This window comes from Bacteroides sp. 14(A), from assembly GCF_000526555.1.
GTDB classification, from domain to species: Bacteria; Bacteroidota; Bacteroidia; order Bacteroidales; family Bacteroidaceae; genus Bacteroides; species Bacteroides cellulosilyticus.
Window position 1 is genome coordinate 340,754 of the sequence record NZ_JAGH01000002.1, and the last position, 24,778, is coordinate 365,531.

A 24,778-nucleotide genomic window follows, 5' to 3' on the forward strand; every position below is an offset into this window, starting at 1 on the left:
ATAAAAAACAGAATATGAAAACAATATATAAAAGCTTGAGAAATATCAGCCTCGCCCTATGTGCCACAATGGCCATCAGTTCCTGCGATAGCTTTTTAGATACGAAACCTTATGATTTTGTTGCCCCACAAACGTTCTATACAAACGAATCGGAATGTACAATGGCTTTGGCCGGAGTTTATTACACACTAGTTTACGAACAAACTTATGGTAACTATTACTCATGTATGATTTCCAATGTAGATGATCTGAGCTACTACCAACGCCCTGAAGGCCAAACAGCCAGCTACGTATATGGTAATGATCATAGCCCTAGCGAACAATATATCTGGGGGGCATGGGAAACTCTATATAAAGGGATTAATAATGCCAATATGCTAATAGAGAATGTAGATGGTGCTGACATGGAAGATGCTATAAAAACCCGAATCAAAGGTGAAGCCAAATTTCTTCGTGCATACTACCACTTCTTATTAGTTCAAGGATGGTACGAAGTTCCTCTTCGTCCAGAATCATTCAAGGACGTAAACAATTCATCCAAAGAAGCAACTTCGCATGTTGAAGCTTTGGATTGGATTATCCAGGAAATGGAAGATTGCGTAGATATGGTAGATAATACAAACTATGATTTATCTCCGTCATATGTTAAGAAGAATTCAGTTATGGGCGTACTTGCCCGCGTTTACTTGTGGCGTGCTTGTTATCCATTTGACGGAAAAATTTCCAGTGATGGAAAAGCCTACTTCGAAAAAGCAGCTTACTGGGCAACCCAAGTTAAAAATTCAAATAAGCATCACTTGAATCCTGATGTTTATACCATGTGGAAAGCAATGGCTTCAGATACTTATGATACAGAATATAATGAATCTATCTGGGAAGCCGAATTTATAGGTACACGCGATGATGGTAGCTACACAGCTGGACGCATTGGCAATGTAATAGGTAATATCCAGAAAGGTACTGCAAATCCAGGTAATGGATATGCCTACGGTTTCTACGCCCCCACACTAATACTTTGGGATCTATTTGACGAAAAAGACAAGCGTCGCGATCTCTCTATCGCACCTTACCAAATCAATGCCAAAGAAGAAAAGGTAGAATGGACTGCAAAGCAAATCGTACAACGGTCCTGTGGAAAATTCCGTCGTGAATGGGAAAGTGCTGCAACAAAGCACAAAAACTATACCCCTGAGAATTACCCACTATTACGTTATGCAGATGTACTGTTAATGCTTGCTGAAGCTGAAAACGAAGCCAACCAAGGTCCTACAACATCGGCCTACGAAGCTATTAATGAAGTACGCGAACGTGCCGGAATCGATCCTCTGAAGAATTTATCTTATAGCGATTTTCAGCAAGCTGTACGTGACGAACGTGCCCGTGAATTATGTTTTGAATCTTTACGTAAATATGACTTGGTACGATGGGGAATTTACGAGAAAGCGATCCACGATGATTTAGGTGCTGCTACAAAAGACTCTCGTTGGGCTACCGGTACTAATTTCATCGGTGCAGCTACCTACGCTCAAAGAACATCGGAAAAGCACCAGTTTCTTCCTATCCCCACCAAAGAACTGGGTGTGAATACTAAGCTAAAACAAAACAAATATTGGGAATAATCATTTAGTTACGCATAACTTCTAACCTTAAAATGAAATCAAATAGACCTTAATCAATTTGATATGTATGGGGAGAGTGACCGTGAGGTTCCTCTCCCTCTTTTTAAAAACTTAAAAACAATATGCCTTATGACCAGAAAACACTTGCTATTCATCCTTGCGCTGCTATGCGGTCAAGTATCCTTTGCCCAACTGATAGGTTTTGAGACTGGGATTCCCAAGCAGTTTCAAACAAGTGATAAGGGAAAGATAACTTTATCTACTCAGTATTATAAAGAAGGGAAACAGAGTCTGAAATGGGATTTCCGTTCCGGTTCCAAGCTCAACGTTGCTCTTGAACAGCCTCTCACCCTTGATGAGCGAATGGAAAATTCATACGGAATAACCTTATGGATTTATAATGAAGTCCCTCAACAAGATTCCATTTGTTTTGAATTCCTTTCCCCCCAAGGAGATGTATCTTATTGGTTCAGTTTCCAGTTGGCATCGGCTGGCTGGCGCGCTTGCTGGATCGGCTTCCAGCACATGAAAGGAGATAAACAAAACAAAGAAATAGCAAGCTACCGGCTGATAGCCCCTGAACGAAAAGGCCGCATATTTCTGGATCGTTTGACTTTCCCTGTGAAAAAGATGAACGACCGCACTACCCCCGACTTGCAGATGCCTTACAATAACTCCCTCTCGTATCGAGACCTGTGGCATTGGTGCCGGGTTTGGCAATGGGAGCAATATAAGTATGATATTCCATTACCTTCCACCCTCAATCAAGCAGAAAAAGACGAACTGCGTACTGTAGAACAGCGGCTAACCACCGCCCTTGATATTCAGAAAGCACCGAAGGAAGCTGTTTCCAAAGCATACGATATTTTTCAGAAAGCCAATATTCAACGCTCCGGAACTGGATTCACAGGTGCTCCTATCCTGACTCCCGATGAATTGGACCGTTCCAAAGGAGAAATATCCTGGAATGACCTGGAAACAATGCTCTCCGGATTCGCTTACGATGCTTATTACAATCATTCCGAAATTTCCCGTCAGAATTACTTCACCGTCTGGGACTTCGCCATCAATCAGGGGTTCTCCTTCGGTAGCGGAATGGGAACCAATCATCATTACGGATATCAGGTACGGAAAATCTATACTACAGCCTGGTTAATGCGCGACGTCATCTGGAAAGCTCCCAACCGCGATAATATCTTGTCCACCCTCATTTTCTGGTCTGCCTTGCAAGAAACCCGTCAGCCTTACCAATACGGCAGAGATGAACTACTGGACAGTTGGCACACCCTCTTAATGGCTAAAACAGTTTCAACACTACTGTTCACTGACGAGCGAGAACGAGTACGCGCACTGAAAGGTCTTTCCCGTTGGGTATCCTCTTCTCTTCAATACACTCCGGGCACTATCGGAGGTATCAAAGTAGACGGAACCACTTTCCACCATGGCGGTTTCTATCCGGCATATACCACAGGTGTCCTTGCCATGGTAGGGCAATTCATCTCCTTAACCAATAAGACAGTCTATGAACCTACCGAAGAAGCCCGTCAAGTACTGAAATCCGCCTTTATTGCCATGCGCAACTACTCCAACAAGTATGAATGGGGAGTTGGCATCAGCGGACGACATCCTTTCGGTGGCTCGATGAAAGCGGATGATGTAGCAGCTTTTGCTTATCTTGCTCTATCGGGAGACTTATCAGGAGAAGGCAAGGCTTTCGATCATTATCTAGCAGCAGACTATTTACGGCTTTGTGAAAAGGATACCCCTGAAGCACGTTACTTCAAAACGCAAGGTATCACTCCCGCCGCTGCTCCGCAAGGCTTCTTTGTATATAACTATGGAGCGGCAGGCATTTTCCGGAGAAGCGATTGGATGGTAACCTTAAAGGGATATACCACTGATGTTTGGGGATCTGAAATTTACCGGAAAGACAATCGCTACGGACGTTATCAAAGTTATGGTTCCGTCCAGATTATGGGATATCCCTCACGCCTTGCCAGCGGTTATGATGAGAATGGTTGGGATTGGAATCGCCTACCGGGCACTACGACCATCCACTTACCATTCGAATTACTGGATAGCCCGCTACCGGGAACTACCATGGCACATTCCAAAGAAAATTTCTCAGGCAGTAGTTCATTGGAAGGGAAAAACGGCATGTTTGTTACGAAACTAATGGAACGTGAACTGAAAAACTTCACTCCGGATTTCGTGGCCCGCAAATCCGTCTTCTGTTTTGAAAACCGGATGATCTGTTTAGGAACAGGTATTCATAACAGCAATAACGAATATCCAACCGAAACAACTCTCTTCCAGAGTACATTCCAAAAGGGAAAGAGCACCATCCTCGTTAACGGAGAAGAAGAAAAAGAGATTAGTTTCAAAAAGAAACTTTCCGGTACTACTGAAAAGTTACTTTCTATCAGAGACGGTTACAATAATCATTATTTCGTGAAAGACGGTAATGTACAAATACAGATCAAGGAACAAGAATCCCGTCATGAAAAAACACGCGCTGTAACACAGGGCACTTTCGCTTCAGCATGGATTGAACATGGAAAAGCCCCTAAAAATGGAACGTATGAATACCTCGTATGGATACAGCCAACCGATCAGGAATTAAAAGAACATGAGGCTTCGCAAACATACGAAGTATTACAACGGAATGATAGTGCACATATCGTTCACGACCGATTAACCGATATTACTGCCTATGCTGTCTTCGAAACCTATCGTTCGCAACGGGATAGCCTGCTTAACCTTATTCCTGCAGAAACAATGGTTATGTATAGAAGAGACAAAGCGAATATCATTATGAGCGTTTGTGATCCAAACCTAAATATTGAGGAAAAGGCATATACCACCAAGAACCCCAGCCGCGCTCTTAAAAAGAGACTTGAATTAAAAGGAAAATGGAAAATCAGTACGCCCAATGAGAAAGTAACCCTGACAGCAGACGGAGAGAATACCATTCTCACTGTTCATTGCCAACATGGACAACCTGTAGAATTCAGCCTCCAGCAAGATTGAGAATTACGGAAGAATATTTGTATCAATTATAGGAAGAGCTTAATTAATAATTTATCTTTGTTACATTCATAAAAAGCATTGGCTATCTTTTTCCGGTTTTCATACAGTAGGTTCTGCTTCCACAGTATACCTGCTCCATACCCGGAACCTATCTGAGCCGTACTTGCTCCGTACATTCTCCACTCAGAGGTACCTTTATACGGAGAAAGCACGGAGTTGGTACGGAGCAAGTATGGCTCAGATATGGTTCTGACACCTTCCAGAGGAGGTTAAAGAGATAATGAGACCAGCCAACAGATATTCAGGAGGGTAATAGAGTTTAAATCATAATATTAAACAAGAATACAACCATGAAAAAGAGTTATTTCTTATTTGCGCTGGTACTTCTCTCTTCAATCAGTATGCTTCGTGCACAGCAGATTGATAACTTGATAGAGTTAAAACAGAAATCACAGAATTCTTTATTCCATCGGTTGGACAAAGCAATAGAAACACCTGCTTTTGAAAGTGAAGGTTATTGGAGTTGGGGAAGTTCCGTGGTAAAAGGAGACGATGGCAAGTATCATATGTTCGTATCCCGTTTTCCCAAGTCACTCCCCTTCCATCCTGGCTGGATGGTGGCTTCAGAGATTGTACATGCCGTATCGAATGTACCGCAAGGACCTTACCAGTTTAGTGAAGTAGCACTTCCGGCACGTGGTGCACAGTATTGGGACGGACGTTCTACACACAATCCGCGAATACTGAAATACAATCATAAATACTATCTGATTTATATGGGGTCCACTCACCCCTTCGTAGATCCAACATACGACCAGTTAACACTCAACAGTCCCTGGTGCACAGTAGCACGCTCCAACAAGCGCATCGGGCTGGCTGTTGCCGATTCACCATACGGACCATGGAAGCGTCTGGATGAGCCTATTCTGAAAACGAAACCCAATACTTTCTTTAGTTTCCTGACTTCCAATCCCTCGCCAGTGGTACAGGAAGATGGTTCTGTCATGATGATTTTCAAAGGACGTAGACACATGGAGGACGGGAAGTATTCAAATATGGCTTTAGGAATCGCCTATGCTCCGACTATCGAAGGCCCTTACCGAGTATTAAACAATGAACAACCCATTTTCCAGGTAGCCGGACAAGGAGAAGCGGAAGATCCTTTTCTTTGGAAAGACGATAAGGGATACCATGCTATCTTTAAGGATCATGTAGCTAAATTTACAGGTGAAAAAGGAGGTGGTGTTATGGCACATTCCAAAGATGGCATCAACTGGACTGTTGATAAAGACCCGAAAGCATACTCAAAAACAGTAGAGTGGGAAGACGGCACAATAGCGAAACAAGGACAATTGGAGCGTCCATTCATTCTTTTTGAGGATGGCAAGCCAACATTCATATTCTTTGCAACAATGGATGGTCCGGGCGAATTTGAAAACGGGACACACTCCTGGAACATGGTTATTCCGCTAAAATAGTTACCTTTGCAGAAATATTGAATAACTAATTGATATGCAGAGTACCCTCCCCATTCATTTTGCCCCGCTGCAAGGTTACACCGAGGCTATTTACCGACAAGCGCATGCCCGTATATTCGGTGGTGTAGAGAGCTATTATACTCCTTTTGTACGTGTAGAGCACGGAGAAATCCGAAAAAAAGACATGCGCGAGATTACTCTGGAAAACAACCGTGGCGTGCAGCTTATTCCACAGCTCATTGCTCCCGATGTGGACAAAATGGAGCAGATAATTGCCCTATTCATCGAAAAAGGATATAAGAATGTGGACATAAATCTGGGATGTCCTTTCCCTCTTTTGGCTAAACGGCACAATGGTTCGGGAATGCTTCCTTATCCCGAAGAAGTACGGGAGTTGCTGACTGCTGCCATAAAGAATCACCCCGACCTTCAGTTCTCTGTCAAGATGAGGTTGGGTTGGGAGAACCCGGAAGAATGTCTGGCTTTGCTACCCTTTCTGAATGAACTGCCACTGACACATATCATTATGCATCCCCGATTGGGAAAACAGCAATATAAAGGGGAAGTGGATTTAAAAGGTTTTGAAGCCTTCTACAACGAATGCAGCCATCCGCTTATTTATAACGGTGATTTACTTACAGTAGAAGATATACAGACTATCAGCGAACGCTTTCCACGACTGGCAGGTATCATGATAGGTCGTGGACTGCTTGCCAATCCCGCCTTAGCTTTAGAGTATCAACAGGGACATCCGCTTTCCGAAAAGGATATGCAGGAGAGACTCAGATTGTTCCATGCTGACGTATTTGCCCAGTATGGCAATCTTCTGGAAGGGGGAGACAAACAACTGCTGACGAAAATGAAAAACTTCTGGGAATATCTGATGCCGGACGGAGACCGAAAGGCAAAAAAGGCGATTCATAAGTCCAACAAGCTGGAAACTTACCAGGCGGCAGTCCGCAGCTTGTTGGGGTAATCATTCATCTTATTCCGGATTTACGCCCGGAATCGTATGTACATCTTTACGTATCTGCGCTACATGATGCAACTTCATCCAGTCGTGCAGGTACTCACGGTGTTGCAACAGGATCTCTTTGTATTTCTCCTCGATGGCGAGGTTCCGCATTTCGCCACGGTCTTTTTCCATATCAAAAAGTTGCTCACGGTAACGGCCTTTGTCATATAACACATATTTATAGCGAGAGGTACGCAAAGCCCAGCCACGTGTATTTCCACCTTTATCGAAAGTAGTTTCGGTTACGATATAGTCCTGATGCTTCAATGACGGATCAGCTTTCTCTACCAACGATCTGAAAGAGACACCATGCAGCCCTTCAGGAAGCCGGATGCCTGCCCAGTCGCAAACTGCTGCAAAGAAATCGACACCATTATTCACGAGTTGCGGCATCTCCTTGCCGGCATTCTTCTTTCCCGGTAAGGTTACAATCAGAGGGATATTTACCACCTCTTCATATAAAGCCGATTTCTGGTTCCAGTGGTGTGCTCCCACTCCGTCGCCATGATCACTGGTAAATATCACGACTGTATTCTTCCATAAATCCTGTTTATCTATAGCATTCAGAATCTTACCGATTTCCGCATCCACCTTTTCAACCAGACGGTAATAGAGGTTCCGGTAACGGCGCCAATCATCCGGAGTATAGTTACGGGTAGGATAAGCCGAATAATTCAGGCTCTGCTCATAACTGATAACATCAGCGTCATAGGGATTCTTAGCAAAATTAAGAGGTAGTCCCGGCCACTCATTCTGCGGCAGGTCTTCTATATTTCCCCAAGGCAAATTCTGGCTACGTGCGTACTCACAGATATTATGCGGGTTATCGAATCCTGCCACCAAGAAGAAGGGTTTGGTATGTTTTTGTTCCAGAAAGCCGCCACAGGCTTCCGCCAGCCCATTATCACTATGAGGATGGATAGTAGTAAAGCCAAACTCTTTATCCGGCATGGAGGCAGTATGTACATGCCATTTACCGGCATAGATACAATCATAACCGGCATTTTGCATCAGTGTTCCCAAAGTCCGGGTACGCAATGAATCCGGTATCGGCGTACCATTTCGGGCAAGTCCTACTTCGTGCGAAGTATAGCCTGTAAACATAGCTGCCCTGGCAGGTCCACTCAGGGGCGTAGAACAATAGGCATTACGGAACAGAACACCCGCCTGTGCCAGTTTATCCATATTCGGAGTATGCAAGTCATCGTTTCCCATGCAACTCATCGCAGAGGCTGTCTGCTGATCGGTAACAATGTAGATGATATTAGGCAACTCTTTCGCCCAAGCCAAAGAAGGAACGACAGCCGTTGCACACAACATTATATTCTTTACTTTCATCACAGTTCTATTTTAAGGATTAACTTCATTATTTTTTCAGTTCCACATCGAAGCTGGCGGCATCTCTGCACGTAAATTGCAAAACAGTCTGCTGCTTATCTTTGGAAATCACTTTGCAATAAGGAGTTTCTGCAACATTCCATTCACCCTTTAAAGTAACGGTTACAGGTATTTCACCACTATCATTATCAATCCAGGGACGCGAATAGATACTGCGTTCCATACGTTTGCCATCCTTGTCAAAAGCCTCATCGCTCGGACCTCGATATAGTGCCAGATCCGGTTGGGAAACGGTCAATAAGAGCTTATCTCTGTCTTCACGTATCATGACGAGGCAGGAAGTATCAGCTTTCTGTAGCAATCCCTCCCCGGGCAATGCCTGTGGTGTTTCAAAAAGCACATATGAAGTCAGGTTATTAGTCAGAGAACGAACGATATGAGCGTTGCGATCCTGTTGCAATACCTTGTAAGACGGTTTCTTTGCGAAAGCTTTCAAGGAAGCTGCATCCGTACGGGGCAGGACAGCATATTCATAGGAAGCACCTTTCGGAGCTTTTCCATGCTCTAATACCAATGAAACCCAATCACCGGAAGTAGGTTTCGGATTACGTTCACCTACGGTAACTTGTGGGAAATTCCTTTCATATTTCGCCGCTTTCATCGTATTTTTCGACAGATAATATCCTACTCCGTTAGGATCGATATAGGTCTGTCCGTCACTTTTATAAGTTGCCCAGTAATCATGCATTTCGGGAGTAGTGGCTGCCAACTGGAAAACGGTAGTTTCTGTCGGGAACTCTTCATTTGTATTCTCAATATCCGTTCCCAGACATACGATCGTTCCATTGAAGAAGTGATAAGATTTACGGGCACGGTGTGAACCGTTGTACTTGTCATGCTCGTGAAGCTTCATGCCGAAGTTACCATTTAATTTTGCCTGAGACAAACCGCCTGCAAAAGCCTCGTCGGAATAAAGCATTTCTTCCATACCTGAGAAAGTATCTACATTCATCACTTTGGCACGAAGCTGATCGAATGGCAAATGAATAGTCGTCGTACCGGGAAAACGGTTCCAGTCAAAGCCTGCTTCCTGCCAACCACTGGTTGTAAAAGTAACCATTTCATCGGGTTTTCCGGTCAATATCTGCATACTTCCGTGGGCCAGGTAGCGACCGAAGAAATTAGCATCCAGATAATGTTCGGCTGCCCAAAGGTAACGGGAATGCCCACGTACCACAGCAGCCCAATTATCCCGGCGCTGTACTGAAACGCAGCCGTACCCTAACGCCAAATTACCTTGCGGATCGGGTTCGGGGCGGAATCCCTGTACTTCAAATAGTTGTTTCAATTTCTGTTCATGGGCAGTAGATGCTTTCGGTAGATAATCAGGAGAATTCTTATCAGGAGTTTCCGTATAAGAAACCAGACGCAGATAAGCAGCAGCCAGTTCAGGATCGTATTTTTGTTTTCCATCGGGAGTGCCAGCCAATGCCAAAGTAGCATATTGTATAGGAATCAACTGTCCCTTTCCATTGGGATGGCGTCCTGACATGGAAAGAGCCCATTGCTTGGTATTACAATAGAAACGCATAGTGAGCAATACATTCTTTACTGTTTCGTGCGCTATTTCAGAAACTTTGAATCCTGTTCCGCTCAACAGATAAATCATATTCGTGGCACCATCCAGACCGCCGACCGCATAAGCCGGGTAGTTATTGCGATGGTGGAAACAAGCACCGTCTTTTTTGAAAGAACCGGCCAATCCGAGTGCCGGACGGCAACCATAATCTATCCAACGGGAGAAAGAACGGAGATATTGAAGTTTCTCAGGAGTATCTTCCATAATCAGGATACTTGCCATGCGCCCCTGCGTCTGCGTATTGAAAGTATCTATATCAATGCCATTGACCGTGGGTTTAGGATATACTTCATTGGTGATGGCATACCAGCGCAAGGTACGTTCCGCTTCGTTCAGCTTTCCGGCTTCTCTCAATACATCTTTCATCAGGAAATAGGCCACATACAAACCGCGCATACTGTATCCGTAATGATGGATATTCCCCCAACAACTGCCATAAGCCACTCCCTGATCGGTGATGTGGTCGTACATGGCCAGGAACTTTTGTTTCAGCTCATCCTTTGTCACAGTATCCGAAGCGTTGTTATAGGCATAGGCTATCCGGCGCATCAGATTGAAATACTCACTCATCTCCATCCCTAACTTGGTGAACATGCCTTTGTCCCAGTTGGGATACATACGTTCGTAAGCTTCAGCCTGGCGTACCATAAAGATGGGTAGTCCGCTTACAACACCGTCTTTATAAGTAATCCCATAGAAATCATATTTCTTACGGATACTTTTCATCTCTTTTTCTGTCAGTTTAGAAGGAGTATAAAGCATATCGCGGAAACGTTTCTCCATCAACTGCATATCTTGTCTGTCTTTCTCGCTAACCGGAGTAAGGGCTATTTCCGGTTTCCACAGGGAGTGTTCATAAATCACCAGCCAATGGTTGGTGGTTCCTTTATTAACGAAAGGCACCTGCACATCAGCTGTTTGCTGACGGGCATCCACTTTACTGGCAGTTATCAGATGGTCTATGAACAACTCTCCCTTTACATCAGGTGCAACGATACGCAGTTCATTCATCCCGGGTTCAGGAGTGCCTTGCATATCGCGCTCGTAGCAGACCCACGCAGCACGCCAGCCGGTGAAGTTAATACCGAAAGGAAAGGAAGTACACTTCTTTCCATCTTTCAGGAATTCAAACTCAATAGTAGTATCCTGAGCCTTTGCATTGTACACCCAAACTATAAAAGCGGAAAGATAAGTGTCTTTTCCGGTAGGGTCTTTCTTCTCAAACTTCAGATCACGCTGAAGGGTTAGTACAGAACCGGGTTCAAACGTCCAGCGCAAACTATGCGTACCGTCTTTATAATGTTGGTCGCTAATGCCAAGCGTGGCCTTCGTAGCGCTCAGCCCGGCAGGAAGTTCAGGTTGTTCAAAAGAGAGCAACCGGTCATTCTTTACAACCTGTGCCGACAGGCTGAAAGAAAACAGTGCAGTGCATACAGCGGCAAGAATAGGTTTCATCAGATTAAGTTTCGTCATCATGGTATGAGAATATTAATAGAGTTAATTCAAGTGTTCGATACGGAAATTCGTGAAGCGGACATGATTTTGAAGAAGGCGTAAGCCAAAATGTCCATCGCCTGCACCGGCTTCGAGAGGCAGACGGAAAAGTTCCTCACCATCTACAAGAAAAGTTGTGCAATTGTCCTGAACGCGGATCTGAATATAATACCATTGATTAGGCTTCAACAGATGAGCCGGGTCGGTATATTCTTTAATCAGAGGTTTGATACGGGCCTCGTCTACATCATAAAACTGACCGTAGTAACGACGAAAACGGGTAGTGGTATCATCATTACCACCATAGCCTACATAAAAAAGGTTCAATGTATTATAGTTGCGGAAGACACCGTTTCGCCAAGTGGAACGTGCCAAGAGTTTGCCGGGATGTTTCGGGTCGTTTGCAGCCCAGAAGCAGTTCATATCACTCAGACGGTCGTGTTTACCGCCATTCATTACCATACAGATATGGTAACTGATCTCGTAATCGCCGGTCAGGCGATCTTTATACCATAAAGTAAGTCCTTCGGGGACAATCAATTCAAGAGTATCTTCACGAATGGTGAAGTCCATTATTCCCGACTGGTCTTCGGCTATCCAATGGCCCAATGAGAGCCGATCCTGTGCCAATACGGTACAGGGCAGGAAAAGAAAAAGACATTTCCACAGAATTTGTATGAAAGATGAATGTGTCATTTCCGGTATTAGTTTCGTTTACAATATTTCCACATTGCAAAGAAACGGTACTTTTTAGAGAAAATGACACATAAATCGTACAGAAAAGGTATATTTTAGTAATTTAAGGATGCATCTCCTCAAACGCTTTATTCTCCTCTTCTATCGTAGTGATGGTTTCCGGCAGTTCACTGATAGGAAGATCGAAATTATACCAGTCAGTATAGCAATCGGTAACGTACCACTTCCCGTCAATCAGTTCGAACACTACGCGAAGGGAAGCTTCCGACTCATCATAGCCAGCCTCAAACTCTTTATGCTTGGGGTTGTTCACGGTAAACCGGGAGACATAAACTCCGCCCTCTTCGTCTGTGATACGTTCTTCTTTAAACGCATCTTCACCCAGCAACGCCCACTTATCACGTGTAAACGGAAAAGTCTTCTCCGTCTCACCATCTTCCTCTAACAAGGCTATGGGAGTTTTCAACGGAAACTTGATACGGGAATACTGGAAAGAAGCACTGGAAGTAAATTTCTTGAGGAATGTCTGGAAGTCCTCATTAGTTGCGGCAGCATGACCATTCGTAGTCGTCAGCATAAGTACCGCGAAAAGACAAAATACAAAGTGAATTGCCTTCATTTAGTTACAATGTCAAAGGGTTTATTAATCAGGCGCAAAGATAATGCAAATCCGCAGATTTGAGATAAAAAGGAAAAAGAATATTATACGGTGGTGTTGGATCTATAGATGCAGCATGTCCCATCTATAGATGCAGCATGACCGATATATAGATGCAACGCGTCCGATATATAGATGCAACATATCCGATATATAGATCCTGCACCCTTATCATGTAACCCTTCATCATATGTTTCATTTCTGCCTCAGATACTCAAACCCAAAACGACAGCGTAAGCAATCTTTCTTATCGCAATACTCTTTCTGAAGCTGCAACAAAGCCTGCGAATCAGCAGCAGTAGATACAGGTAGTCCTGCCCCACTCCAGTGGCGGATGATATGATTATCCTCCGCTTTCAGACTTTCTAGAAAGCCCGTAGCCCGTTCGCAAAGCTCCTCATTCGCCTTATGCAAGCCATAAGCATATAAAAAAGGGATGACAGTATTAATAACAATCAGGTTCTGGGCATTCTTTCCCACTTGTTTTTCACAGGAGGAAGAGACTTTCCGGAAATTGAAATGCTCTTCCCAATACGGAGAGGTAGCGACAGTCAGTAGTTTCCGGACAGCTTCCAGCGTATCCGCTTCCATAATACGGGAGAATAAGGACTGCTCTTTATAATAAAGATTTGCCAACTGCGCCAAGCGGACATGAGGGAAATTACCCGGACGTAAGCGAAGAAAGCGCCATTGAGTAGCAGCCATCGGAACAGGCAGTTCAAACTTATGCTGCAAGTAGCGAAATTCCTTCTGCAACTTCAGATAATACCCGTCTGCATCCGGCAGTTCTTCATCCAGCAGCCCGGCTTGCCCCAAAAAGAAGGCTTCTACTTGAAAGAGATTATCCCGGTGCTTATCTATCGCACGAAAAGGCAGACGACTGGCCCATGCTTCAAAGGCATCCCCATTCAGCCCGAAACCAAAGTTGCGGGCCAAGGTGATAAAGAATACATCTTCCCAATGATTATTGCATCGCTCCAACCGGGCGGCAATCACATGGGCTTTCTGCTCGAAACGTTCTACCTGCAAAGCAGAAAGCCAGGAATGGACTGTTAGTTTCGGAAGAAAAGACAATATGGAATAACAAGGAGGATAGATTTCCGCATGACCCAGTTCATCATAACGCTGACGAACAGATTCAGGACAGGATAGTTGCAGTTGTGGCACCGGTGCTCCGTTTGCACGAAACACTTCGCAATCTACAGTTTCCGCTACATGCAGAATGACATTGTCATAAGCTGCATCTTTATCGTGACCATGCCTCATCCAATCGGATGCCAACGTATGCACTTCGATGTTTCCCACCCAAAGGGTACCGCCAATTTTTAGTTTGGCATTGAAGAAGTCGGGGCCTGCGTTTGTGTTCGGTAGTCCGGCATCTATCACTTCAACCGGTTCGCCGGTGGTGGTCTGGAGCACCTTTAACGGAAAGATTTTATGCTTCCAGACATAATGCAATAGTAGTTCCATTGTTAACAAGAAGTTAATGTACGCAACAAATGTAAGAAAAAGATTATCTTTGCGACCTATAGAACGTTGATAAAGTGAATTTAATCAGAAGAAAGAATGAAAATAGCATTAATCGGTTACGGTAAAATGGGTAAGGAAATCGAAAAGATTGCCCTCAGTCGCGGACACGAGATTGTCAGCATCATCGACGTAAACAACCAGGAGGATTTTAACTCGGACGCTTTCAAGAGCGCAGACGTTGCCATAGAATTCACAAATCCGATGGTAGCCTACTCCAATTATATAAAAACCTTCGAAGCCGGAGTGAAGTTGGTTTCCGGCAGTACCGGATGGATGGACAAACACGGTGAGGAAATCAAGAAACTTTGTACCCAAGGAGGTAAAACGCTGTTCTGGGCATCCAATTTCAGCTTGGGCGTGACCATCTTCTCTGCCGTGAATAAGTATCTGGCAAAGATTATGAACCAGTTTCCTGCCTACGACGTGACGATGAGCGAGACACACCATATTCATAAACTGGATGCACCAAGCGGTACGGCCATCACGCTTGCCGAAGAAATTCTGGAAAATATCGACCGTAAAGATCATTGGGTAAAGGGAACTTTGCAGGCACCGGACGGAAGTGTTTCCGGTTCTGCCGAATGTGCAGCAGATGAAATTCCTGTCAGCTCCATCCGCGAAGGTGAAGTACCGGGCATTCATGTGATCCGTTACGAATCGGAAGCAGACAGCATCATCCTGACACACGATGCCAAGAATCGAAAAGGTTTTGCACTGGGTGCCGTTCTTGCTGCCGAATATACTGCTGACAAGCAAGGTTATCTGGGAATGAGTGACTTGTTCCCGTTCTTAAAATAATAAACACGCTTCACCACAGATTACACAGACTCACACAGATGAAAGAGAGCAGAATTAAATTTTAGTATTAAAAAAAATCTGTGTGAATCTGTGTTATCTGTGGTGAACAACAAAATCTGTGGTGAACAACAAAAATAATATAATAATGAGAAAAGCTACTCGCGCCCAATGGGTTAAATTCGCAATCGTCACCGTGCTTTACCTCGCTTTCCTGATATGGGTAAAAAGCTGGTTGGGGCTGATTGTCCTACCTTTCATCTTCGACATCTACATCAGCAAGAAAATTCCCTGGGGCTTCTGGAAGAAATCAGAGAATCCGGCTGTACGCAGTGTTATGAGTTGGGTAGATGCTATCGTGTTTGCACTGGTAGCTGTTTATTTCGTCAACATCTATGTATTTCAGAACTATCAGATACCTTCTTCTTCTCTGGAGAAATCTTTGCTGGTAGGCGATTATCTTTATGTCAGCAAGTTGAGTTATGGTCCGCGTGTGCCAAACACACCACTGTCTATGCCATTAGCACAACACACCTTGCCGCTAGTGAATACAAAATCATACATCGAGTGGCCCCAATGGGACTATAAACGTGTTCCGGGTCTGGGTAAAGTGAAGCGGAATGATATCGTAGTATTCAACTTCCCTGCCGGAGACACCGTAGCCACTAACTTCCAGCAAACGGATTTCTACACCCTTGCCTACAACGAAGGACAACGCCTCTATCCGAATCCGGTAAATATGGACAGTTTGACGCGCAAGCAACAACGCACTGTCTACGATCTGTATTATAATGCCGGAAGAAATCTGATACGTTCCAATCCCAAGATGTACGGTGATATCGTTGTCCGCCCCGTAGACCGCCGGGAAAATTACGTAAAGCGCTGCGTTGGCTTACCCGGAGACACACTGGAAATCAAAGATGCACAGGTATATATCGATGGCAAACCTCTCGAAAACCCTGAAGAAATGCAGCTCAACTACTTCGTACAGACTACAGGACCCTACATTACTGAAGATATGTTCCGCGAACTGGGTATCAGCAAGGACGACCAAACATTAATCAGCAACGAAGGTTTATTAATGGAAATGGGCTTGACTCACCGTGACGCACAAGGTCGCCTGGCTCCGGCCTATGACTTACCACTGACGAAGAAAATGTATGAAACCCTGTCTGCCAATAAGAAACTCGTCAGCAGCATCGTTATGGAACCGGAAATATTCTCCGGCCAAATGTATCCGTTGAACCTTTACACCAAATGGGACCGCAACAACTACGGCCCGATCTGGATACCGAAAAAAGGTGCCACCATCAAGCTGACTGAGGACAATCTGCCGATCTACGAACGCCCTATCAGAGCTTATGAAGGTAATACACTGGAAGTAAAAGAAGACGGCATCTATATTAATGGCAAGAAGACGGACGAATATACCTTCAAAATGGATTATTACTGGATGATGGGCGATAACCGCCACAACTCAGCCGATGCCCGTTCGTGGGGTTTCGTGCCGGAAGACCATATTGTAGGTAAGCCAATTGTTGTCTGGTTATCACTCGATAAGGATCGTGGTTGGTTTGATGGAAAAATCCGTTGGAACCGGATATTCAAGTGGGTAAAATGATACCAAATGAAAGAATGAAAGAATTAATAATGAAATAGGTGAGAACGTATTCATTATTAATTCTTTAATTATTAATTTCGACATGAATAAGGCTTGGAAAATAACGGGAGCAATCATCGGAATAATACTCGTTGTGGTGTTACTTCGGGGTTGTGTTATGACTTCCTATCTTATTCCTTCTTCGGGTATGGAGAATTCCTTATTTCAGGGAGAGCGTATTCTGGTAAATAAATGGAGTTACGGTCTGCGTCTTCCCCTTATGGCATTGTGGAATTATCACCGTTGGGCAGACAGCCCTGTACAAAAAGAGGATATCATTGTTTTCAATAATCCGGCTAATCTGTCAGAGCCTGTTATTTCCCGGCGCGAAACATTCATCAGTCGATGCATCGGCGTACCGGGAGATACCTTATTGATAGACTCCCTGTTCTCCGTAATTCCATCAGAAAAAAACGCTCCCGACCAGAAGTTTTTATATACTTATCCACGAGAAAAAGAAAAACAGCTGGATTCATTACTTACACTATTGTCCATATGCAACAACCACCTGATGGGACAAGATAGCATAAAAAATGTACGTAGCTTCAGCCGTTATGAATATTATCTGCTGGAACAGGCTATGAATGGCAATTGCTGGATAAAGTTACTGAATGAAGGAGACTCCATAGAAGCCCTGCGCCCGTTGATCGTTCCCGGCAAAGGTAAACCGGTGCGTGTATATCCGTGGAACCGTACTTTACTACGCAACACACTTGTACTGCATGAGAATAAACAAGCTGAAATAAAGAACGATACTTTGTACATTGACGGGAAGCCTGTACAGCATTGCTATTTCACCAAGGATTACTACTGGGTAGGTGCTAATAACTCTATCAATCTCTCTGATTCCCGCTTGTTTGGCTTTGTACCCAAAGACCACATCATCGGTAAAGCTTCGCTCATCTGGTTTTCCAAAAAGACAGAAACAGGATTGTTCAATGGTTATCGTTGGAAAAGAATGTGGAAAACGGTAAGATAAATGAAGTACGAATTACTAATTACGAAGTATAAATTACAAATTGCGAAGAACCAATTATCTCATGAAAACCATATACCTCTCTTCCGCCTATCTGGCACCCGTAGAATATTACGCCAAGTTGGTGGCATACGATAAAATCTTTATCGAACAGCACGATCATTATGTGAAGCAAACCTACCGTAACCGTTGCACCATTGCAGCACCCGATGGCGAATTAGCTCTCTCCATCCCTACCGTCAAACCCGATACTCTGAAATGTCCCCTAAAAGATATCCGCATTTCCGATCACGGCAATTGGCGTCATCTACACTGGAATGCTTTATCATCGGCTTATAACCATACTCCTTTTTTCGAATATTATAGAGATGATTTCCAACCTTTCTACGAGAAGAAATATGAGTTTTTAGTCGATTTCAACGAAGAACTGTGTCATCTGGTCTGTTCACTGATAGATATACAGCCGGACATGGAACGTACTACTTCATTCCAGAGCAGTTTTGCACCCAATGAAGATGATTTCCGCGAGCGTATCCATCCCAAAAAGAATTACAAAGAAGAAGATCCGGACTTCATAGTCCGGCCTTATTATCAGGTTTTCCAGGAACGTCTCGGCTTCCTGCCGAATCTGAGTATCGTCGATCTTCTTTTCAACATGGGACCTGAGAGCTTACTTGTGTTGCAGTAGTCATTTTGAGAACTTCTGCAAAAATTCCGCAAGATTCGCTCCTTCTTCCAGTCCCAGCTTCTTACGCAAGCGATAACGACTTATTTCTACCCCGCGCAAAGAAATATTCAACAATGGAGCAATCTCTTTAGAAAGCAAATTCATCTTGATATAAGCACAAAGTAACTTTTCCTTGTTGTTCAGTTCCGGATATGCTTCTTCCAATTTTTTGAAGAAATCATGATGTACCGAATCAAAGGTACTTTGGAATGCCTGTAAATCGTCATCATGCTCAATGTTCGTATCAATCTGTCCCAACAGACGAAGTGTTTTCCGGCGAAGAGAAACCAGATTCTCTTCGCTGATAGAATGGGAAATGCCCAGCACTTCCTTTTTTATATCCAATAGAATTTCATTCTTACGTACGATGTTCAAAGTAGTACGAATCAGTTCCTCCGATTTATGACGCAATTCCGACTGTAGGTTTTCTTCTTGCAGTGAATCTATCTTCTGATCTTTCAGATCACTTTCTTTTTGGAATTTTTGTTCTTGTCGATAGAGTTCCAGTTCTTTTTGCATTAACAAGCGCTTACGCCCTACTGAGATACGATAATACACATAATAAAACAGCAACATTACCACTACCGAATAAACCAGATAACTCCACCATGTACGATACCACGGCGGCAATATCTCAAAGGCAAACGAGGTTTCCACCGGTTCCTGGCTGCCGTCGGTAAGCAATTTCACACTGAATACATACTTTCCTTCATGCAGTCCTGTAAACTCTTTCATATTATTCTCACTGTATTCACTCCAGATTCCTTTCTCACCACCCGTACTTAACTGATAAGAATATAACACTGTGTGTGCCTTATTGAAGTTGTTTACACTATATTCTATTCGCATTGAATTTTGAGAATAAGGAATCACTATCGGTGCTGTATCATACAAATAACTGCGACCATAAATAAGCGAATCACGCAATCCCGTCAAGTAGACTTTCCTGATTTGCAATGTCAACGGCATTTGTTGCACCGGCAGGCTATCCAGTGTGATCAGTGAAAAACCTTCCTCTGTTCCTGCCACTACCTTGTTGGCCTTATAAAGATTTACATCTTCAAAGTTTTCTATCAATGCTCCTTTCAAGAACTGTTCATTAGTTACCCGGCGATACTCCTGCTTATTGGCATCATAATGCAATACTTTCAATGCGCCATCTGCTACATACCAGATATTTTGCAATGAATCTATCTTCATATAGGTATATGCTGCCTTTCCTTCTAATAATTGTTCCAGCCAAATACATGCTTCCAGCGTATCACGGCTCCGATTATACTGCCACAGACCATAATGTGAAGCTATAGTAACTTCATCTTTCACCCGCAACAAACAAGCATCATATCCACGTGGAAAGATGATGCTATTATAGTCTTTCATCTTTTCCACCTTTCGTAAATCATCTGCCAAAGTCAAACGGCAAACCCCATTTTCTTTATTTCCAACCCACAATATATGAGTCGAATCTTCCATCAACATATCTTTGCACGAACGGGTAAACCCCTCTATATAGCTTTCTACCCTCCAACTCATCCCTCTCTTCATGAGCAAATACAGTCCACTATAAGTGCCTGCAATCAACACATCCTTACGGTCATCCACCGATACAATTCCCCATACTCCTTTGGGATTGTTGAGATGTTCCATATGATCTCCATCCATAATAAAGATACCATTATCCGAACAACAGAACAACTTATCGTCATATTGGTGAAGTGACCACATCTGACCTCCTGTACCCGGTACGAAGTCTATGGGATTTCTCTGGTTTAACTGCCCTAGGAGAGTAGAGCGATACAACCCCTGATTCGTTGCGAAATAGTACTTACCCTGATAACTACAAGATGCATATCCCGAACCAATCACAGGTTTACCTCCATAAAGTGAAGCAAGCCTTGCTTTCAAATGAATGCAGTCAATCCCATTATCCAACCCGAGCCATAGGTTGCCAGTCTTATCAAACAGCATACTCAACACAGTTTTGTTCTGCAAGCCATTTTCCGTAGATATGATTTCCATCTCATTCGTCTTCAGATTTAAAAGACAAACTCCACCCTGGATAGTGCCCAACGCCAACAACGAATCTTGCAATGCAGCACAGAAAACTCTATTTTTACGGCAAAAGTCCTCGGCTACAGTATTATATTTCTTAAAAACAGTGCCATCGTAAATAAATAATCCGTTATCCCGGGTTACCATCAACAAACTGTCCTGATGAGGTAACAATCCACCGACTTTGACAGTCGCTCCTATCCCCAAAGGACCAAGAACGGGTATAAACTCTGTTCCATTCAACATTAGCAATCCTTCGGCAGAAGTGATATACAGTTTGTTACGCAAGATAAACGAAGTGTAGATCTCTGAAGAATAATCTATTTTCTTCACAATGCCCTCTTCCCAATAAAAGAAACGACGGTCCGATTGAAAATACACCCGTTCTCCGTCCAATAAGATATTCCAGATGACTCCGACATTCACATTGGGAGATAAACTATCAGAAAGGCAAGTATACTCCAACCCACCAAGACGATTTGGAGTAAAATAGCCAAATTGCTCCATTCCACCAATATAAATTCGCCCGTCATGTCCTACTTTCACAGCACGTGTTTTGGCATTATGAATCGGATATGTATTCCACTCCACACCGTCAAATTCCAATAAGCCTTTGTTGTTAGCTACATATATCCAACCGTTATCATGCTGCTGAATACTCCAATTCTGATTACCGGCTTTATATGTATGCCGGGTATAATTTGTCACCGGACGTTGCCATCCGGCACTTACAGGAATAGATATCAAAAGAAGAAGAATATAAAACAGGAGGTCTTTTCGTTTCATAGCAGTTAACGTTTTATTCTTTGAAAACAAAGATAGGGTATTTTACCTACAAATAAAAGAATTATTTTTTAGATGTAGCCATATTATTATAATAAACATTTAATTATCAACAAAATAATTAATCCAAGAGAAAGTTCTGATGTAGTTAAAACCAATGAATGAGAAAGTTTTGAAGTAGTGTATTTTTAGGAAACACCCTCATCATACGCATATATTTGCAGCGGATAAAACCATTTTGTTAAACCTATATAAGTCGTACTAACATGAAAAACAAAAGACTATTCACTTATGTGTTTCTTTTCGGCCTACTGGTCAACGGTAGTGCATGCGGATCGGACCACAATGAAACAGACTTCCCCGAAACGCCCGGCGGTGAAACTCCGTCCTCCCCTAGTGGTCTACAAGCCTACATGCTTACCACCACTGACACCCGTACCTATGATTTAAGAGAATCCACCGTGGAATTTGAGCCCCAAGCCAGTATGTCGCCTAAAAACATCCTACTGAATCCACAGCAGATCTACCAAACTATGCAGGGATTCGGAGCGGCACTTACAGGATCATCAGCTTTCTGCCTAAAACTAATGAAACAGGAAGATCGGACAGCATTCCTCAAAAGAACCTATTCGCTAACTGAAGGTTATGGATGTAGCTATGTACGCATTGCCATTGGCTGTTCCGACTTCTCCTTGAAAGAATACACCTGTTGTGACACACCGGGTATAGAAAACTTTGCTCTGACTTCAGAAGAAACAGATTACGTAATACCTATCTTAAAGGAGATTATTGCTATCAACCCGGACATCCGCATACTGGGTTCACCCTGGACTTGTCCCTTATGGATGAAAGACTACCGGAAATACCCTGTCTACCAAAATCGGGAATACACCGCAGGACAACTAAAACCCGAATACTATGCTGACTATGCCACCTATTTTGTGAAGTGGATACAGGCATTTCAGGCAGCTGGTATTCCAATCAATGCCATCACCATACAGAACGAACCACTCAACAACAAGAACTCAGCCTCACTGGTGATGGAATGGAAAGAACAACGTGATTTTGTGAAAGTACTGGGTCCTGCTTTTGAGGCTGCTGGACTTTCCACCAAAATATACGCTTACGACCACAACTACAATTATGATAACAAAAGCGACCAAAACGGTTATCCCTACCAGATATACAACGATTCCGAAGCCGCTAAGTATATAGCAGGAGCAGCCTACCATGACTATGGAGGTAATCGCAGCGAACTGCTCAACGTCTACCAACGAGCTCCTGAGAAGGACCTGATTTTCACAGAATCGTCTATCGGCACCTGGAATAACGGACACGACTTGACCAAAACTCTCCTTTCTAATATGGAAAGTATCGGTATAGGCACCATCAATAACTATTGCAGTGCAGTGACCATCTGGAACCTGATGCTTGAAACAGACTTCAACGGAAGCATACCCAGTAACAATGGTGGACAACCTAACCGCCCCGGCGGATGTCAAACCTGCTTCGGGGCTGTAGACCTAAACATGAGTGATCTTAAAACTATCTACATGAACTCGCACTACTATATGATCTGCCACCTGTCGGCAGTGGTAAGACCCGGTGCCATACGAATTGGTACAAGCGGCTACACAGACAATGACATAGCCTACAGTGCTTTCAAGAATACAGACGGAAGTTATGCCTTTGTCATCATCAACAAAAGCAGTTCAGACAAGAACATTGTACTTACCGCCCCCGATGACGCCGGTAAGAAGCACTCGGCAAGTTGCACTCTGCAGCCGCGCTCAGTAAACTCTTTCAAGTGGAAATAACAGAGATTCAAACATAATAAATCACTTTTTTAATTTTAAATTTATAAATTATGAGAAATCGATTTTTGCTCGGCATGATGGCACTCAGCCTTATAGGTATGACATCATGCAAAGATGAGATTGACCAGTTCGATGATCATGGCAGCTCGACTATCGTATCCTTTGCAGGCACTGAAAAAGCCTACATGGGCGATAGTATCACCTTCGACTTTGAGGTGAAGAGCGGAGGCGTGAAAATCAACCAGGCCAAAGTTCAGCTCTATTATGGAGAAGAAATGGTATCCGAAGCCTTCTACAGTCTGAAAGCCGACGGAAAATACAGTGGAAAAGTGCTGGCTCCCTACCAGAAAAACACGCCTGACGGAGAAGCAAAGGTTATACTGCGCATCCAAAATGAACGTTTCAGCAATGACAGTAAGGAAATGACCGTTGCTATAGAGCGTCCAAAATATCAAACATTGAAACTTGTGGCTGCCAATGGCAAGGAATATACCATGACTCCCGTTCCAGGTAAAGAATATGAATACAAAGCACGTGAGGCTTTCCCACTCGACATGGAAGCATCTATCGTAGCACCAGCTTATTCCGATGGAACAGGTAATCCTTATTTGCAGGGCAATGAACTGAAATTTGGTATGGACAATGGAAAAATTGTCCTCAATGCCACCAAGAATATTGGCTTTGAAAACACAGGTTACGGTGAAGACGGCAAGTATGAAATCACATTCAATACCCTGACTTTCGAAGGTAGCCCATTCCCAAAATTCGGTGTACGTTTCGACACGCAGAATAAGTTCCTGGAATTCGATGGGTCGGGCAATGTTTTCTACATCGAAACCGAATTTAAGAAGGATGATATCATCAAAATCAGCGGTGTCAAAGAAGAATATGCTGATTATTGGAAGAACCCCACTTGGTTTGACCTCGTGAAGGAAGACGAAACTCTGCTCCATTTCCGCGGAAGAGACGGCAAGTATAAACTCACTCTGAACAAAGGCATGAATGCAATTATGATGGAACAGTTGGAGAAAGCTTCTTCATCAAGTACACAGAATGCTACCGCTATGTGGGTGATTGGTAATGATAAGATAGGATTCCCGTCATATGCCCAAAACAACATAAACTGGAATACGGACAAAGCATTCAATCTGGTTCCGCTCACCGATACCAAATATGAACTGATACTACTTGTTGGACAGAATGTCAACGGGGTCAACTTTAAGTTTTTCGGACAGAAGGGATGGGGACTGGAATGGAAAGGTCCCGGAGCCTATACCGCAAAAGAAGGCGGCGATTATATCAAATATGCCAGTGACGGCAACTTCAACGCCAATGCCACCTGGCCATCCGGAAAATATATGGTGATGACTGTAGAAACCAGCACCAGCCCGAATGAACTATGGGTGAAAGCTTTGGACGAACTACCCCCATACGAAATGGGTGAATGACAGACTTTCTTAAAGTATAGATA

The 24,778-nt window shown here is 43.6% G+C and carries 16 protein-coding genes; 10 read left to right on the plus strand and 6 right to left on the minus strand.

Going from position 1 to position 24,778, the window contains the following annotated elements:
- The first annotated feature begins 14 nt into the window (after positions 1 to 14).
- The 4 genes from K429_RS0109100 (at position 15) to K429_RS0109120 (ending at position 7,103) form a co-directional block, all read left to right on the plus strand.
- Complete coding sequence (locus K429_RS0109100) at positions 15 to 1,619, plus strand: RagB/SusD family nutrient uptake outer membrane protein (RefSeq protein ID WP_007211013.1); 1,605 nt, start codon at positions 15 to 17, stop codon at positions 1,617 to 1,619.
- A gap of 129 nt (positions 1,620 to 1,748) precedes the next feature.
- Positions 1,749 to 4,649, plus strand: coding sequence for a chondroitinase family polysaccharide lyase (locus tag K429_RS0109105; protein ID WP_026366693.1), 2,901 nt, complete (start codon positions 1,749 to 1,751; stop codon positions 4,647 to 4,649).
- A 350-nt stretch (positions 4,650 to 4,999) separates the two neighbouring features.
- Positions 5,000 to 6,127, plus strand: a complete 1,128-nt coding sequence (locus K429_RS0109115) for a glycoside hydrolase family protein (RefSeq protein ID WP_026366695.1) — start codon at positions 5,000 to 5,002, stop codon at positions 6,125 to 6,127.
- Between the two features lie 34 nt (positions 6,128 to 6,161).
- On the plus strand, positions 6,162 to 7,103 hold the full coding sequence (locus tag K429_RS0109120) for a tRNA-dihydrouridine synthase family protein (RefSeq protein WP_026366696.1): 942 nt from the start codon (positions 6,162 to 6,164) through the stop codon (positions 7,101 to 7,103).
- A gap of 9 nt (positions 7,104 to 7,112) precedes the next feature.
- Here the strand turns inward: K429_RS0109120 and K429_RS0109125 are convergent, their stop codons facing one another.
- From K429_RS0109125 to K429_RS0109145, 5 genes are all read right to left on the minus strand, one after another.
- Complete coding sequence (locus tag K429_RS0109125) at positions 7,113 to 8,480, minus strand: sulfatase (RefSeq protein ID WP_044096594.1); 1,368 nt, start codon at positions 8,478 to 8,480, stop codon at positions 7,113 to 7,115.
- 28 nt (positions 8,481 to 8,508) lie between these two features.
- Entirely contained in the window at positions 8,509 to 11,595 is a 3,087-nt protein-coding gene (locus K429_RS0109130) for a chondroitinase family polysaccharide lyase (RefSeq protein ID WP_155923392.1), read from the minus strand.
- Between the two features lie 21 nt (positions 11,596 to 11,616).
- Complete coding sequence (locus K429_RS0109135) at positions 11,617 to 12,309, minus strand: DUF6250 domain-containing protein (protein WP_026366699.1); 693 nt, start codon at positions 12,307 to 12,309, stop codon at positions 11,617 to 11,619.
- A 103-nt stretch (positions 12,310 to 12,412) separates the two neighbouring features.
- Positions 12,413 to 12,928: a hypothetical protein gene (locus tag K429_RS0109140; RefSeq protein WP_022208309.1), complete on the minus strand. Its 516-nt coding sequence runs from the start codon at positions 12,926 to 12,928 to the stop codon at positions 12,413 to 12,415.
- 234 nt (positions 12,929 to 13,162) lie between these two features.
- Positions 13,163 to 14,437: a DUF2851 family protein gene (locus tag K429_RS0109145; protein WP_026366700.1), complete on the minus strand. Its 1,275-nt coding sequence runs from the start codon at positions 14,435 to 14,437 to the stop codon at positions 13,163 to 13,165.
- 96 nt (positions 14,438 to 14,533) lie between these two features.
- Here K429_RS0109145 and dapB point away from each other — a divergent pair, with 96 nt between their 5' ends.
- From dapB to K429_RS28565, 4 genes are all read left to right on the plus strand, one after another.
- Positions 14,534 to 15,295, plus strand: a complete 762-nt coding sequence (gene dapB / locus K429_RS0109150) for a 4-hydroxy-tetrahydrodipicolinate reductase (protein WP_026366701.1) — start codon at positions 14,534 to 14,536, stop codon at positions 15,293 to 15,295.
- A 145-nt stretch (positions 15,296 to 15,440) separates the two neighbouring features.
- Positions 15,441 to 16,913: a signal peptidase I gene (gene lepB, locus K429_RS0109155; RefSeq protein ID WP_026366702.1), complete on the plus strand. Its 1,473-nt coding sequence runs from the start codon at positions 15,441 to 15,443 to the stop codon at positions 16,911 to 16,913.
- 82 nt (positions 16,914 to 16,995) lie between these two features.
- The gene (gene lepB, locus K429_RS0109160) at positions 16,996 to 17,931 is read left to right on the plus strand and encodes a signal peptidase I (RefSeq protein ID WP_007211024.1); all 936 of its coding nucleotides are present in this window, start codon (positions 16,996 to 16,998) and stop codon (positions 17,929 to 17,931) included.
- Positions 17,932 to 17,992: 61 nt separating this feature from the next.
- On the plus strand, positions 17,993 to 18,616 hold the full coding sequence (locus K429_RS28565) for a WbqC family protein (protein ID WP_044096595.1): 624 nt from the start codon (positions 17,993 to 17,995) through the stop codon (positions 18,614 to 18,616).
- Here the strand turns inward: K429_RS28565 and K429_RS0109170 are convergent, their stop codons facing one another.
- Positions 18,617 to 21,493, minus strand: a complete 2,877-nt coding sequence (locus tag K429_RS0109170) for a hypothetical protein (RefSeq protein WP_026366703.1) — start codon at positions 21,491 to 21,493, stop codon at positions 18,617 to 18,619.
- A 263-nt stretch (positions 21,494 to 21,756) separates the two neighbouring features.
- Here K429_RS0109170 and K429_RS0109175 point away from each other — a divergent pair, with 263 nt between their 5' ends.
- Together K429_RS0109175 and K429_RS0109180 are read left to right on the plus strand one after the other, a co-directional pair.
- Positions 21,757 to 23,307 (plus strand): glycoside hydrolase family 30 beta sandwich domain-containing protein, encoded by a 1,551-nt coding sequence (locus K429_RS0109175; RefSeq protein ID WP_026366704.1) that lies wholly within the window; start codon positions 21,757 to 21,759, stop codon positions 23,305 to 23,307.
- A gap of 50 nt (positions 23,308 to 23,357) precedes the next feature.
- Positions 23,358 to 24,755, plus strand: coding sequence for a DUF5125 domain-containing protein (locus tag K429_RS0109180; RefSeq protein ID WP_026366705.1), 1,398 nt, complete (start codon positions 23,358 to 23,360; stop codon positions 24,753 to 24,755).
- Positions 24,756 to 24,778: the final 23 nt, after the last annotated feature.